At 58.6% G+C, this 13,814-nt stretch carries 12 protein-coding genes; 4 read left to right on the forward strand and 8 right to left on the reverse strand.

What is annotated here, in order from left to right:
• The first annotated feature begins 176 nt into the window (after positions 1–176).
• Positions 177–2,312, forward strand: a complete 2,136-nt coding sequence (locus ACMX25_RS11225) for a DUF6600 domain-containing protein (protein ID WP_414949878.1) — start codon at positions 177–179, stop codon at positions 2,310–2,312.
• 251 nt (positions 2,313–2,563) lie between these two features.
• Positions 2,564–3,124, forward strand: a complete 561-nt coding sequence (locus tag ACMX25_RS11230; RefSeq protein ID WP_414949880.1) for a DUF4337 domain-containing protein — start codon at positions 2,564–2,566, stop codon at positions 3,122–3,124.
• Positions 3,125–3,156: 32 nt separating this feature from the next.
• Here the strand turns inward: ACMX25_RS11230 and ACMX25_RS11235 are convergent, their stop codons facing one another.
• The 3 genes from ACMX25_RS11235 to ACMX25_RS11245 all read right to left on the reverse strand — a co-directional run bounded on the left by ACMX25_RS11235 (position 3,157) and on the right by ACMX25_RS11245 (position 5,795).
• Positions 3,157–3,789, reverse strand: a complete 633-nt coding sequence (locus tag ACMX25_RS11235; RefSeq protein WP_414949881.1) for a histidine phosphatase family protein — start codon at positions 3,787–3,789, stop codon at positions 3,157–3,159.
• A 78-nt stretch (positions 3,790–3,867) separates the two neighbouring features.
• Positions 3,868–4,665 (reverse strand): polysaccharide deacetylase family protein, encoded by a 798-nt coding sequence (locus ACMX25_RS11240; RefSeq protein WP_414949882.1) that lies wholly within the window; start codon positions 4,663–4,665, stop codon positions 3,868–3,870.
• A 35-nt stretch (positions 4,666–4,700) separates the two neighbouring features.
• On the reverse strand, positions 4,701–5,795 hold the full coding sequence (locus tag ACMX25_RS11245) for a glycosyltransferase family 4 protein (RefSeq protein ID WP_414949883.1): 1,095 nt from the start codon (positions 5,793–5,795) through the stop codon (positions 4,701–4,703).
• 761 nt (positions 5,796–6,556) lie between these two features.
• On the opposite strand from ACMX25_RS11245, the gene ACMX25_RS11250 reads away from it, so the two are divergent.
• Both ACMX25_RS11250 and ACMX25_RS11255 read left to right on the forward strand, forming a co-directional pair.
• Positions 6,557–7,225 carry an alpha/beta hydrolase gene (locus ACMX25_RS11250; RefSeq protein ID WP_414949885.1) on the forward strand — a complete coding sequence of 223 codons (669 nt, stop codon included), beginning with the start codon at positions 6,557–6,559 and terminating at the stop codon, positions 7,223–7,225.
• A 137-nt stretch (positions 7,226–7,362) separates the two neighbouring features.
• Positions 7,363–7,962 carry a GNAT family N-acetyltransferase gene (locus ACMX25_RS11255; RefSeq protein WP_414949973.1) on the forward strand — a complete coding sequence of 200 codons (600 nt, stop codon included), beginning with the start codon at positions 7,363–7,365 and terminating at the stop codon, positions 7,960–7,962.
• Positions 7,963–8,096: 134 nt separating this feature from the next.
• Here ACMX25_RS11255 and ald read toward each other — a convergent pair whose 3' ends face one another.
• The 5 genes from ald to ACMX25_RS11280 all read right to left on the reverse strand — a co-directional run bounded on the left by ald (position 8,097) and on the right by ACMX25_RS11280 (position 13,795).
• The gene (ald, locus tag ACMX25_RS11260; protein ID WP_414949887.1) at positions 8,097–9,212 is read right to left on the reverse strand and encodes an alanine dehydrogenase; all 1,116 of its coding nucleotides are present in this window, start codon (positions 9,210–9,212) and stop codon (positions 8,097–8,099) included.
• Positions 9,213–9,380: 168 nt separating this feature from the next.
• Complete coding sequence (locus tag ACMX25_RS11265; protein ID WP_414949889.1) at positions 9,381–10,724, reverse strand: MFS transporter; 1,344 nt, start codon at positions 10,722–10,724, stop codon at positions 9,381–9,383.
• A 418-nt stretch (positions 10,725–11,142) separates the two neighbouring features.
• A complete protein-coding gene (locus ACMX25_RS11270; protein WP_414949891.1) occupies positions 11,143–11,943 on the reverse strand; it encodes a hypothetical protein in 801 nt (266 codons plus the stop codon).
• A 233-nt stretch (positions 11,944–12,176) separates the two neighbouring features.
• On the reverse strand, positions 12,177–13,292 hold the full coding sequence (locus ACMX25_RS11275) for a porin (protein ID WP_414949892.1): 1,116 nt from the start codon (positions 13,290–13,292) through the stop codon (positions 12,177–12,179).
• A gap of 329 nt (positions 13,293–13,621) precedes the next feature.
• Positions 13,622–13,795 carry a hypothetical protein gene (locus ACMX25_RS11280; protein ID WP_414949893.1) on the reverse strand — a complete coding sequence of 58 codons (174 nt, stop codon included), beginning with the start codon at positions 13,793–13,795 and terminating at the stop codon, positions 13,622–13,624.
• Positions 13,796–13,814 lie beyond the last annotated feature (19 nt).

Below are 13,814 nucleotides of genomic sequence, written 5' to 3' on the forward strand. Positions count from 1 at the left end.
AGTCTTGACGCCTTTCTAAGTTCGCCATGCGTTTTTTCTAAATGTCACGTCATCGTTTGCAACGGAGTGTATGTAATGTGAAGTGTGTCATCCACGGGTGGCAAACCTGCGTTAGACAGTGCGTGTCTTAGGTCGAAGCTGACCTGACAAACTGAAATCTTTCGGAGGTTGCACCCATGAAGGCAAGCTTGCGCCGAACCCATGCAGCCGTACTCTCTGCCATGGCATTGTTAGCCGTGGTCCCTATGCCAGGCCGGGCTCAATCCGTCCCGTCACCGACCGCGTCGGCCGCCTCTGCCATTGATCCCCCAGGCCGCGTCGCCCGTCTTAACTTCTTCGACGGCAGCGTGACCATGGAACCCGCCGGAGCAACAGACTGGTCTTATGCCGAACTGAACCGCCCTCTCACTACCGGCGATCAATTGTGGGCAGACAGGGGTGCCCGAGGCGAACTGCATGTTGGTTCAACTGCGCTGCGGCTGGGTCAACAGACGGCCTTGAGTATTGTCGATATAGACGACAAGAACCTGCAGTTGAAGGTCACGCAAGGAACACTCTCCACGCGGCTGAGGGCGTTGCCCTCAGGGCAGACCGTCGAAATAGATACACCGAACGTCGCGATGCAGGCAGCGAGTCCCGGCGAATTCCGGGTAGATGTTGCGCCTGACGGTAACTCGACCACGGTGACGTTGCGAAGCGGTACCGCCAACCTCTATGGCGACGGCGGCGCACTGCAGATGACTGCGGGCCAGCAGATCACGTTCACCGGAGTGAATCTCCAGCAACAGGCTGGCGGTCCAGCACCCGCTCCCGATACCTTCGACCAATGGGTGGCAAGCCGCGATCGCGCGGAAGATGCTTCGGCCTCCGCACGATATGTATCGCGAGAGATTCCGGGTTACGAAGACCTGGATGCGAACGGCACATGGCGCAGTGACCCGAACTACGGTGAAGTCTGGGTGCCGACCGTTGCGGTCACCGCGCAATGGGCGCCTTATCACCAAGGTCATTGGACGTGGATTGCGCCTTGGGGCTGGACCTGGATAGACGATGCCCCTTGGGGCTTCGCCCCTTTCCACTATGGTCGATGGGCGTATCTGGGTAATGCCTGGGCGTGGGTGCCGGGACCCGTGGTCGTGGCGCAGCCGGTGTATGCGCCGGCGCTGGTGGCGTTCGTGGGCGGCGGAGGCGGTGGTTCGCACTGGGGCGTCGACTTGGCCGTTGGCGGCGCTGTAGGTGCAGGGGTTGCGTGGTTTGCGTTGGGTCCGCACGAACCGTGGCATCCGGGTTCGGGTTATAGCCCGAGCTATTACAACCGGGTCAACAACGTGAACATCACGAATGTGCACAGCACGACCATCGTCAACAACATCACGAACATTCACAACACGTACATCAACCAGCGTGTTCCCGGCGCTATTACCGCTGTGCCGGCGGATACGTTCGTGCATGGCCAGCAAGTAGCGCAGGCATCGCGCAGGCTGACGGCGCAACAAATTGGCGCCGCGCAGGTCGGGGCGGGCACGCCTGGTATCGCACCGGTACGCGGCAGCTTCACGGGCGGCTTGCGGCCCGCTTCTGCCGGGGCTCCCGCGATGGCCGCGCAGCGACAAGTCGTTGCTACGCGCGCGCCAGTTGTGCCGGCAGCGTACAGGGACACGCTCGCACAACACTTCGCGAGCAGCGGTGGGCGCGTAGCCGGCGCAGGTGAGCCGATTGTGCGGACGACAGTACCCGCAGCGTTTGTGCATCCGTTGAACCGGGGTGCGTCGGCGATGCCATCGCCGCAAGGCTATCGCCTGGTGAACCGGGAGCCGGCACGTCCTGCCGGAGAACAGGGCTCGCCTGAAAGGAACGTTGCACCGAATGCGCCGCGCGAAGAAGTGCGGCCGCAACAGGCCGCGCGTCCCGCGGAACCCACGCAGCAGCGTGCGCCTTTAGCCGCTGAAAATGGAGCGCCACGTCCGCCCGGAGAAAACCGCGAGCCCGCAGCAGTTCATGCCGAGCGTCCGGTTCAGAACGCGCCGCAAGCGCCACGGCAGGAGCCTCAGCAAGAGCAAGCCATGCATGCGCCAGAGGCTCAGCAACTGCATGCGGTGCCGCAAGCCGCGCCTCGTGCAGAAGAGCATGAAGCGCAGCATGCGCGTCCGGTCGAGCCGCCGGCAGCGCCGGTTCCCCATGTGGAAAGGCAGCAGCCAGTTCGTCCGCCTGTTCAGCAGGAAGCGCATCGGGAGGAACCCCCGCATGCGCATCCGGAACAGCATCCGCCAGCAGCCAGGGGTGGCGAGCATCACGACGAGCAACCGAAGTGAGCGCGTGATTCGATGATGACCTGGTAGCCGGTTTTGTTCGTCTCGCGAGCATGACCGGCTGCCGGTCTTATTGCGTATGTCTAGCCGCTTAGTGCTTATTGACAGGCATGGAGCCGGCGACAGCATTCAAATAACCCCAGTCGCGAACGTATATTTTCGGCCCTTAGCGCTCAAGCGTTTTTTGTCGCGTCATCAAGCGCTGCGATAATCCTGCCACGCAAATAACCAGTCTTAAGTCGGAAACCCGATCCATGTCGAATGAAAGTACCCTTCACGAACATGCGGTTGAGCGTGCTGCGCATTCAGGTGATCCGCTATCCCGTTGGGTTGCCGTCTTCACCGCCATCCTCGCGGCGCTTTCCGGTCTCTTGCACTACGAGGAAGGGGTCTTGCAAACGCAGTCGCTGCTCTTCAAGAACGACGCTGTATTGCTGCAAAGCAAGACCAGCGACGAATGGAATCTGTATCAGGCGCAATCCAGCAAGGGACATCTGATGGAGCTTGCCGCTGAATTGTCCGGTCCGGAGAAGCAGGCGTATTACCGCGACCAGATCGCTAAATACGAGCTTCGAAAGAAAGAGATCCAGACCAAGGCGCACGACATGGAAAAGCAGGTGGAAGAAGCCAACCTGCAATCCGAGCGCAAGGAGCATCCGCAACATATGTTTGGTCAGGCGCTCGCGTTGATCAACGTGGCTATTTCGCTAGCAGCCATTACATCACTCACAGGCAGCCGCAAGCTGTTTGTTCTCGCGGCTCTGGCGGGCGTAGCCGGGATCGCGGTGTCGATATTTGGGTTTTTTAATATCTGAGCCCGCATTCCCGCATTGCTAGCGGGCGTTTGCTAGGCACCCGGACACGTCACTGACCGATGGTTCAACCCTTCGTGCTCAACGCTAAAGGCTGCGTTGATCTTGTCATCGGTTCGTGTGATACGCAGCACGTAAATGCTGTCGTAATCCGCACTAGCCCAATGAGGCACGCTTGCCGCGTCGCCGCCTGCGTCGCTGACCATCTTGCGGGCAAGCGCTTCAATAATCTTATGCTCCCAAGCGACTACGATCAGGCTGCTTTTGTATTGAGGCGCCAGCAGGATCGCGTGCAGGTCGTCGGTCCGGGAAAATCCGATTGATGCATTCACGGGCAGGCCAAAATAGATCGCGGTCGGCTCGATTGTCGCTAGCGGGCGGACATAGTCGTACTTAGTGCCGCTATCGTTCTTTTGCTTGGCCGGATCGGGCGCAAAAATCAAGTCTGGTTTGCCATATCTGCTTTCGATGACCCGAGGCAACGCAAGCGCGCGATTCAAGCCCTGGCAGCTTAGCTGACCCAGGCCGTCGGCGGGTTTCTCTCCGTGCCGAACCATGATGATCGTTTCAACCGGGTCGCTAGCGGCGCGAACCGGTATTGACCCAAGCACCGTGATGGCAAGTACCAGCGATAAAACGCCTGACGGCGGGCATCGGTAATTTTTCATGAGCGGCGGCCACTTTGCGTGTGAGCCGCGATTCTAGCAATTCCCGGCGCGGCAGCTAGAGATGCGACGGATCAGCCGTCATCGCTTTAGTGCAAGATAAGCGCGGCTCAAGGCCGGGCGGCTATGCACCCACAACCTTGAAGCAAGCCACGACGCTGGCCGGTCACGCACCTCCAGCCGATAAATCGATCGTTCGTCGGCTTCTTTAGCCCCGTGAATGTTGGGACCCATCTCGCACGTGTAGAAGTGCCTAAAGCCGGTTTCGCGCGCAATTTGCCGGTAGTCGTCGTCGTAGAAGCCTTGAGGCCAGCACAGGTGATCAGACGCTTCGCCCGTGCGCATCTCGAGCGCCGCACGCGCAGCGAGGAGGTCGTGCCTCAACCCCGCACATTTCTCTTCACGGTTGCGCGCGACTTTATCCCAGCGCACGTGGGTGTGCGTATGGCTATGAAATTCGAATGTTCCCGCGCGACGCATGGCATCAATCTCGGACCATCGCAGGATGGCGCGATCGGCTTCGCCCTTCTCGATAGCCAGGTCGCCTTCACGATGACCCAGCAACTCAGGAAGTTCGCTGCCCGATTGCGCGTGAGCGCGTGGCGCGCCGTCGCCGGGCCAACTAGTGACCAGGAAACACAAGGCGGTAAAACCATGCTGGAGCAGCACAGGATGAGCGTGCACCCAGTTGTCGAGGTAACCGTCATCGAAGGTCAGGACAACCGACTTTTCCGGCAACGATGCGCCCGCCAGATACGCACTCAACTGACCGGCCCCCACGGTTTTATAGCCCGCTTTCGCGAGGTAGGCCATTTGATCCGCAAAGCGATCGGGCGCAACTGTGATCATTCCCGGCGACGTACTGATGTGGTGATACATCAATACGGGCACCGCTTGTGCTTTCCCTTGCCCTCTCACGCGTTAAGCCGCCGTTCGCTGATGCCGCGTTCATAGAAGTCGATAGTTTCGTCGGCCATGCCGTCGACCGTAAAGCTCGCATCGGTCAGAAGGCGCCCCGCCACGCCGAGTTGCGCGCGCAGCCTCGGGTTATCGATCAGGCGGGCAATAGCCGCACGCAGCGCTTCAATGTCATGCGGCGGCACGAGCAGCCCGTTAATGCCGTGGCTGATGAGTTCCGGCACGCCGTCGACGTCGGTGCCGATGACCGGCAACCCCGCCGCCATGGCCTCAATATACGACTGCCCTAACGCTTCCTGATGCGTTGGCAGTACGAAGAAATCGCAGCCCTGCAGCACATTCGGAATGTCCGTGCGAAAGCCCAGTAGATGAATACGATCGCTAATCGCGAAACCGTCGACAACATTCTTGATCTTGTCGAACCACGGCCCGTCGCCGGCCATCACGACGTGCAGGTTCGGACGTTCCGCAAGCATGGGTCGGACAGCATCGATCAGATCCTCATGGCCTTTCTTGTCGCGCACGATGGCAACCATGCCCGCGATGATCGCGTCCGCGCCAAGCCCGAGTTCACCGCGTAACGTGGAATGCGAAAGGGCGGGCGGCTTGACGATACCGTCGTAGATGGTTTCAACGCGGCTCTTCGATACACCCACTGAAATCAGGTATTCACGAACATGGCGGCTCACTGCAATCACGCGATGCGGAATCCACGTGTAGGTGGCAAGTGAACTGATGGGCAAGGCGAGATGGCGCGTGCGGACCACGAGCGGCGTGCGGGCAAGCCGTCCCGCCGTGCCCGCGACAATGCTGTCGTGGCCGCTATGCGTGTTGAGAACGTCGAACTTGCGTCGTGTCAGCAGGGCCTTGATGGTCAACATGGACGAGACGTCCGCGCCGCCTTTCATCCTCGCGTGATGGACGGCGAAACCTTCTTCCTTCGCGCGCACGCCGAGGCGGGCATCGACGGGACAGACGACTTCAACAGCATGGCCCCGGGCGCGCAACACGATCATTTCCTTGAGCGTGCGATGCTCTTGGCCGCCCCAACCCCTTGACGACTCGCTATGAAGTATTCGCAATGCTTTCATCTGTTCGCTGCTCCCAGGCAGTACGTAGACATTCTGTTGCGGTCGTAATATATCGTAATAATTCGTAAAAAAGTGCTCGCATCTAAAATAATCCCGGGCTTGTTGTTGAGGTCGCAAAGCCTTGTCGGGCTTGGCGCATCGGGGGTTATCGTCGGGCAAGCATGCAAACGTTTGCGAAGGGTCGGGCGGTCAGTTTGATGCCGTCGCGGTTGAACGAAAGTTGGACGTGGGAGATGGAGCAGATCGATATTCGTTCGGACTCCGAATGAAGTGCCGCTAGCAAGAAGGGTTAAACGAAGGAATAGTGGAAGTGGTCGAGCAAGCGTCGCGGAGGTGAACCATGTCGAGCGATCAGATCTGGACCGCGGTGGTCGATCCCAAAAACAGATTCATTAAAGCATACGTATTTAGTATGGCAGCAGCATAAAGAATATATTTTACATTCCAATCAACGCTTTGTACCCTGTGCGCTTTTCTGGTGGATTGGATCAAATGAGCACACCGGAAAATTTTAATTGGGCTGCTTAGTCCGACAGGAGCGTTGAATGTTTCAACTTGGGCCGCGTCACTTTCTTTTGCGTCACTTTCTATTGCGCATCTCACTTGCGGCCTTATTCTGCGTTTCCGTCGCTCACGCTTCTGGACGCCAGCTTGGCCCGCATCATTCCTCAATAGACAGTGCCCAGGTCATGGATGTCTCGTCGGACGCCGAGGGCATAGTGCAGGACCTGCCCTTGCAAGGCGGAGGTTTCCAGCGCGTGTTGTACACGGCTGCAGGACGCGAACCAAAAGGCATCATCGTGATGTTTCCTGGAGGCACCGGCGAGGTCGACATTGAAAAGAGTGGGCGCGTCAAGAATGCGAAAAATTTCGTCGTGCGCTCGGACGATCTCTGGCATGACCGCGGTTATGGCATCGTGCTGGTCGATGCTCTGGATCATCAGTCCATGCGAGGGCAGCGCAGCAGCGCCGAGTACGCAGAGGTAACGAAAAAGATCATTGAGTTTGCACATAGGCAGGCTAATGTCCCTGTTTGGGTGCTTGGTACTAGCCAAGGTTCCATTGCCGCCATGAACGCCGCATCGCATGCCGGCAGAACGCAGCTTGCCGGCCTGATCTTGACCGAGTCCGTGTCCATTTTTGGTGGCTCTCATGAAACCGTTTTCGATGCACATCCTGACGATGTCCGCGCACCTACGCTAGTCGTTGCAAACGCCGATGACAAATGCAAGGTCGCGCCGCCTTCCATGGCGCAGTCAATCGCGCAATCGATCCGCCATGCTCCAACAACGGTCCTGACCGTTAGCGGTGGCACGCAACGTACCCAGGATGATTGTGGCTCCCTGACTCCGCACGGCTACTACGGAAATGAAGAAAAGGTAGTCGACGGCATTGTTGACTGGATGCAGAAAACGCAAAACCGGCCTTGATTCCAAGGGGTTTTAGCAATTGGGGACCTGAGGAGTCGGCCTTGCCCAAAGAAAGGATTCGGGACTGCGCCAAACCGGAATCGATCTTCGGCGTTTGACTTATGATTGAGACCCTCAAGCTTAAGTCGCTGACCATGATCCCTGACGCTTCGCACGATATGCAGCCTACGCTGACCGGTCCCACTATCGAACTTCGTCCTCTGCAGTCGTCGGATCAGGAGGCGCTGGTCGACGCCGCATCAGATGGCGAATTGTGGACCATGAAGGTCACGGTCGTTCCCGGTCCCGAGACGGCCGGACAATATATTGCCACCGCGCTTGCCGGTCGGCAGGCCGAAACCGTGATGCCGTTCGTGATCGTCAAGCGAGAGACTGGGCAGGCGGTGGGCAGCACCCGGTTCTGGAAGATCGATCGCGTGAATAGAAAGCTCGAAATCGGGCACTCCTGGCTGAGTGCGTCGGCGCAGCGGTCGGGCGTCAATACTGAAGCGAAGTACCTACTTTTGACCCACGCGTTTGAAGTCATGAAGGCCGTGCGCGTCCAATTCACGACCGACGAGCTGAACGAAAAATCCCGGGCGGCAATCCTGCGTATTGGTGCGAAGCAGGAAGGTATTGTCCGGCATGAACGGATCATGCCCGACGGCCGCAAGCGTAACTCGGTGCGGTTTAGCATCATCGATTCGGAATGGCCGGAGGTGAAGGCGCTATTGCAGCAGAAGATGCGTTCGAGATAACGCCGGATCGAAACACGCCGGCTTGTACGGCGGGGGAATCCCCTGCGGGACTGTATGGTCCGTCAGGAAAAAGCCAATGCCTCGCGGTTGAGCGCGAGGCATCGGCTTTTATGGTTCCGATAACGCCCCGAGACTCACGTAAGCAGGCTTTCCGCCGGCACGTACGTATAACCGAGTGCGCGTGCAACGGCCTTGTAAGTGACGTGTCCCTCGCATACGTTCAAGCCGGCCCGCAAATGTGGATCGTTCGACAACGCGCGCCGCCATCCTTTGTCCGCGATCGCCAGTGCGTGGCCGATCGTTGCGTTCGTGAGCGCGAACGTCGAGGTTCGCGCAACCGCGCCCGGCATGTTGGCCACGCAGTAATGCACGACGTTATCCACGACGAAAGTTGGATCGGTATGCGTCGTGGGCCGGGACGTCTCGAAGCAGCCGCCCTGATCGATCGCGACATCGACAACCACGGCGCCCGGCTTCATGTGCGCAATCATGTCGCGGGTCACGAGCTTCGGCGCGGCCGCACCGGGGATAAGCACGCCGCCGATCAGGAGGTCGGCGGCATGCGTTGAATCCTCGATCGTCTGCGCGTTCGAGCATAGCGTGGTGACGCGGTTGCCGTAGATCACATCCAGTGCGCGCAGGCGCTCGAGGTTCTTATCGATGATTGTCACGCGGGCGCCCATGCCCACTGCAATCTGCAACGCGTTGGTCCCGACCACGCCGGCACCAATGATCACCACATGTGCGGGCGCTACGCCGGGAACACCGCCGAGCAGCAACGCCATTCCTCCCTTGGATTTCTCCAGATGCGCCGCGCCGGCCTGGATCGACATGCGGCCCGCGACTTCACTCATGGGAGCGAGCAAGGGCAAACCGCCGCCTTGACCCGTGATGGTTTCGTAAGCAATGCAGACGGCTTTGGACTCGATCAACGCTCGTGTTTGTTCCGGGTCAGGCGCAAGATGCAGGTACGTGTAAAGAATTTGCCCAGCACGCAGCATCGCGCATTCGGCGGGTTGGGGCTCTTTCACCTTGATGATCATCTCCGCAGTCGCGAACACTTCTTGCGCCGTGTCGACGACAGCCGCGCCCGCAGCCCGGTACGCATCATCCGATAACCCTATCTCCGCACCCGCTGCTGTCTGGACGACAACTTCGTGTCCGTGAGACACCAGCTCGCGAACGCCTGCGGGCGTCAGCCCGACCCGATATTCGTGGTTCTTGATTTCTTTAGGCAGACCGATACGCATGATGGACTTTCCTCCTGAGAAGACCGAATACCAAATACCGGCGCCCGCGGCCATGAACGCTCAAGCAAACCCTTGCACGCGGAAACAAGGCGATCCGCAGCCGCCAAGGGGTAATACTCTACAAGCCAGAACAGTCACCGCCGCGCATTGACAATGCCCTGTCCAGGATCACGTTTGCACCTTACCGGGAATACCTCGCCCGCGCAGCGAACAGCCGGTGGTCTCTGTGACGAAGACCAACGCAAGGGCACCAATCAAACATGAAGCCATCATGTAGTAAGCCGGAATGAGGTTGTTGCCTGTACGCCCGATGAGCCATTCGTTGACCATGGGCGCGGTGCCGCCGAAGATGGAGGTCGACACGTTATAGGCGATCGCCATGCCTGCGTAGCGGACCTGAGTAGGGAACATTGCCGGAAACATGGCCGAGATGCTCGCTAATTGAGGAACATAGAGCAGACCTAATACGGCGAAACCGATCAGTGCGCCAATCGTGCCATGCGTCATCAGAATGAACATGGGCACCGCGGCGATAAAGAGCCCGATCAAGGAGAACCACCAGACGTTCTTGCGGCCGACCCGGTCGGAGAACGTGCCCGCGAAGGGCAGGAATACCATCATCGCCAGCATGCCGACCAGCGGTACGAGCAACGACATGTTTTCGCTCATGCCCAACTGTTTTTGCATGAAGGTCGGCATGTAGGCAAGCAGCACGTAATTGACAACGTTCAATGCCACGACCAGGCCGCCCAGCAATAACAGGGGCTTCCAGAACTCGGTCAGCAGTTCTTTCAGGGATACCCTTGCGTGCTGCTTTTTTTGTGCTGACTGTTCGAGTTCGAGGAAGACGGGTGTGTCCTCCATTTTGGCGCGCAGATAAAACCCGATCATGCCGAGCGGCGCAGCAATCAGAAAGGGCAGGCGCCATCCCCAGGCATGCATCGCTTCGTTGCCTAGCACAAACGAGCAACCGAGCATTAACAGCGCACCAAGCGAGAAGCCCGCCAGCGTGGCGAATTCGAGGAAACTGCCGCAGAAGCCACGTTTCTTGTCCGGCGCGTATTCGGCCATGAAGGTCGCTGCTCCACCGTACTCGCCACCGGTCGAGAATCCTTGCACCAGGCGCAATACGATCAGCAACGCAGGTGCCCATAAGCCGATGCTGGCGTAGGTGGGTAGCAGCCCTACAAGAAGCGTGGCGACCGACATCATGATGATCGTCAGGGCAAGCACGTATTTTCGCCCTAGCCGGTCGCCAAGCGGTCCCCAGAACAGGCCGCCTAGCGGACGCACGAGAAACGATATGGCGAAGGTCGCCAGCGCGAACAAGGTGGCTTCGGCGGTGCTGCCGGGAAACAGGGCGGCCGAGATATAGGTCAAGCCGTAAGCGTAGATGCCATAGTCGAACCATTCGGTGGCATTGCCTAATGCTGACGCCGCAATTGCCCGTCGCAGAAGACTGGATGGGGTCTGTCGAGCTGGTTGATTGATCGTTGGCTGTGCGTAGCTCATTGTCTTCCTCCTGAATCATGGGCAGCGGCAACGCAGGCGCCACTGCTGATTCAAGATACCGCTCAGTGTGATCCCAATTCGATGTCCTAGGACGATGAATGTGCCGGGGTTTTCCATGAGACGCGCGAGGACGCTTGCATACTCGCATGTCATTCAAGACAGAGACTTGCTGGACTCGGCTTTCTGTAGATTTTGACTTCATGAATAGCCTGGAATTCCCCCTAAGCGATCGTCAAGATCGATGCGTGTTCTAGGACATTCGTCATCTCATCTTCAGGGTGTAGCGCTAAGGGTTTATCCAGATATCACATGCGGTAGCCGGCCGATTGCTGCGTCGTACCTGACCGGCGGCGAGATTGCAGTCGATGGCGGATTGGGGCAGATCTAAGCCCGCTGCCATGCGTAATAACCTGGTTGCTCACTCTCGCGGCGCGGGCACGGACAGCACCTCGCCCGTGCGGGCGCGTTGTGCGTGTGCGAGGCGTTTGGTGGTCCATTGCACGCCCATTGCGAGGATGGCGGCTTCGACGAATGCCAGGGAGGCCGCTTGTCTGGGGAGTGCGAAGATAAGGCAGAGACAGAACGCGGCGAAGGAGAACCGGCCGAGTACCATGCCTCGCAAAAGCGATACTACAAAGTCAGGGCCATGCGCCCGATGAGACGAGACAGAAAGCACGATCCCCAACAGCGGGAACACCGCCAGAAGTCCGCTCCATTTGGGCCCGAGCGCAGACGATAGCGTAGTGACCAGGACCGTTAGCGCAGCGCCCGCAATCATGCGTCCAATGAGGTCGTTGCGGCCAAGCGGTGCAATTCGGGCAATGGCGTTGCTACGAGGGAGAAACGTCTGTCCGAACGCGACGGCAATCAGCGCGGCCGCGATAGCCCATGCGGGCGATGCCGGCATTGAAGCGAGGACAATGGCTGCGACGAGCCAGCTTGCGAGTCCAGTTGTCAGGGCAAGAGGCCAGGACCGGGATCGGCAGGTCCATGCATAAGCGAAGTTAAATGCTTCGGAAGCGAGGATGGCGGACAACGACAGGGTAGCCGCATGCGCTCCGAAAACTGGTCCGTGAGCGAGGACTAGCAGGAACAGGATAGGGCCGGCAACAAAGGGCAGTCCTGCAAGCCAGCCTGCGATAGTGGGACCCCACCATTTGCCCGACATGGAAACGACCAGCAGAAAGAACGGGACCAGCGTCAGCTTCAGCGCGAGCATGGTAAGTCAGGCAGATTTAAAACCGGATCGTACACGACTTCCTAATGCGCTTAGCCGAAATGGGCTTAACCAGAATTTAGGCGATGCCTGTTTAAGAGCGCATTGCGCTCACCCATGACTGCTTCTGTTTGCTCAGCCTGGTACCACGATAAACGCCGCAAGCAAAGACGTGTCGCTTAAGGCAATGCGTGCAACCGGCAAGTATCGGTGCACGCATTGCTTAGGCGGATTGCCTAGAAAAGATGCTGAATCCCCGCGTATGCGCCCGACTGGCTGTGACCGGGAAGCGGATTGTCGGTAGCGGTTGTATCGCCGAAGGAATTAGCGTTCAAGCCGAAGTTCGCATTGGCGCTGTTGCGGGCGGTCGCAATCTGGAAATCGAGCAGGGTACGCTTCGTCAGGTTGTACGTGCCGCCGATTGTGTAGAGGGTCGCATTGCCGCCGCCGTTGTTTGCGTTGATGTGATACACCGCGGCAATGAGCGCGGCCGCTGGCGTAGCTTGCCACGTCACGCCGCCCCATTCCTGGCTAGTGGTCGTGATGCCGCCCGACAAAGCGCCGGAGGTTGAATGCGACTGCTGATAAACCGCCTGCAGCTTGAATTTCCCTAAGAACACATTGACGCCGCCAAAGTATTCGCGAGAGAAATTGAAAGCGTCGTCCAGCGTTCCATTAGCGGCATCGCGCCATTCATCGTAGATCGCACGGATCTGGAAAACGGGTTGCGTGTAGGTGATCTGGATAGCGTCGGCGCGGCCTTGCGCGGTCGTGCCGTTGCCATTCCAGTTGGTCGCGTTGGATAACGCGTATTGTCCGCTAATGTCAAAGCCGGCAATGGTAGGCGACTGGTACGAAATGTTATTGCTCGTGTGATTCCAGTTACGGCCGCGAACGAGCGACGCCGATGACCAGTTGCTTTGCCCAAACGGGTCGAAGTCCCAGACACCGTTCGAGAGGAAAAGCTCCTTGCCAAGAAGCACCGTACCGAAGTGATCGTCAGCAATTCCCACTGTGGCATACCGGTCGAACAAGCCGCCGTTCGAAGGGCCTTGACCCGTCATGGTGCTGAATGCGCCTTCCAGGTGGAATACGGCTTTGGTGCCGCCGCCAAGATCCTCCACACCCTTGAAGCCCCAGAGACTCGTCCCCCAGTCTCCACTTTCGGCCTTGAAGCGATGACTGCTTCCGGTCGCCGCGCCGGTCACGGGATTTTGTCCCGTCGGTACGCCGGTCATGTACTCGAGGCCGGCGTCTATACGCCCATACAAGGTCACACTGCTTTGAGCGCGCGCGACTCCCGCGCCCGTAGCCAACACCGATGCCAGCGCAACGGCTGTGAGCTTCTTCATGTCCCCTCCAATAGTTCATTTCAACTGCGCCACCGGTTTATTCGGCGTATTTTATTACGCAGCCATACGTCATGTATTTGCGTTTTTCTGCGCTAACCACGGGTAAAAAAGCCCCGGACCTTTTGGGCAAATCCGGGGCTGGCCGTGGAGGCAGGGGGAGGATTTTCCCCCACGGATGAAAACGGATACCAACTTAATCAAACATCGGCATTAGATAAATATGTTTGGAACGAATAGTTAATTGTTGATACGCGAACAATCTCGCGTGTTGGAGCGACGCGCCTGATCACTCGACGATGATGACTGCGGTGCACGCGGGCTAAAGGGAATCACGCGTAGGCTTGTGCAGGGGGCGCGGGGGTCGCAGGCGCGCGAGCTGTGCCGGTGCCGTATAAAGCTGCCTCGTAGTCGGCTCCGGCGATCAGGCAGCGGCCTTGAATGTCCTTGTTATCGGACATCAACGGACATTTTTTGAAGACCAGCGCAATCCAGTCAACAAACATGCGCACCTTGGGTGCCAGG

It is taken from the genome of Caballeronia eucalypticola, assembly GCF_047608185.1.
Classification (GTDB): Bacteria; Pseudomonadota; Gammaproteobacteria; order Burkholderiales; family Burkholderiaceae; genus Caballeronia.

Bases quoted from the DNA above. Each gene is read 5' to 3' on its own strand.
- ACMX25_RS11225 (WP_414949878.1), top strand. From the start codon at position 177: ATGAAGGCAAGCTTGCGCCGAACCCATGCAGCCGTACTCTCTGCCATG.
- ACMX25_RS11230 (WP_414949880.1), top strand. From the start codon at position 2,564: ATGTCGAATGAAAGTACCCTTCACGAACATGCGGTTGAGCGTGCTGCG.
- ACMX25_RS11235 (WP_414949881.1), bottom strand. From the start codon at position 3,789: ATGAAAAATTACCGATGCCCGCCGTCAGGCGTTTTATCGCTGGTACTT.
- ACMX25_RS11240 (WP_414949882.1), bottom strand. From the start codon at position 4,665: ATGTATCACCACATCAGTACGTCGCCGGGAATGATCACAGTTGCGCCC.
- ACMX25_RS11245 (WP_414949883.1), bottom strand. From the start codon at position 5,795: ATGAAAGCATTGCGAATACTTCATAGCGAGTCGTCAAGGGGTTGGGGC.
- ald (WP_414949887.1), bottom strand. From the start codon at position 9,212: ATGCGTATCGGTCTGCCTAAAGAAATCAAGAACCACGAATATCGGGTC.
- ACMX25_RS11265 (WP_414949889.1), bottom strand. From the start codon at position 10,724: ATGAGCTACGCACAGCCAACGATCAATCAACCAGCTCGACAGACCCCA.
- ACMX25_RS11270 (WP_414949891.1), bottom strand. From the start codon at position 11,943: ATGCTCGCGCTGAAGCTGACGCTGGTCCCGTTCTTTCTGCTGGTCGTT.
- ACMX25_RS11275 (WP_414949892.1), bottom strand. From the start codon at position 13,292: ATGAAGAAGCTCACAGCCGTTGCGCTGGCATCGGTGTTGGCTACGGGC.
- ACMX25_RS11280 (WP_414949893.1), bottom strand. From the start codon at position 13,795: ATGTTTGTTGACTGGATTGCGCTGGTCTTCAAAAAATGTCCGTTGATG.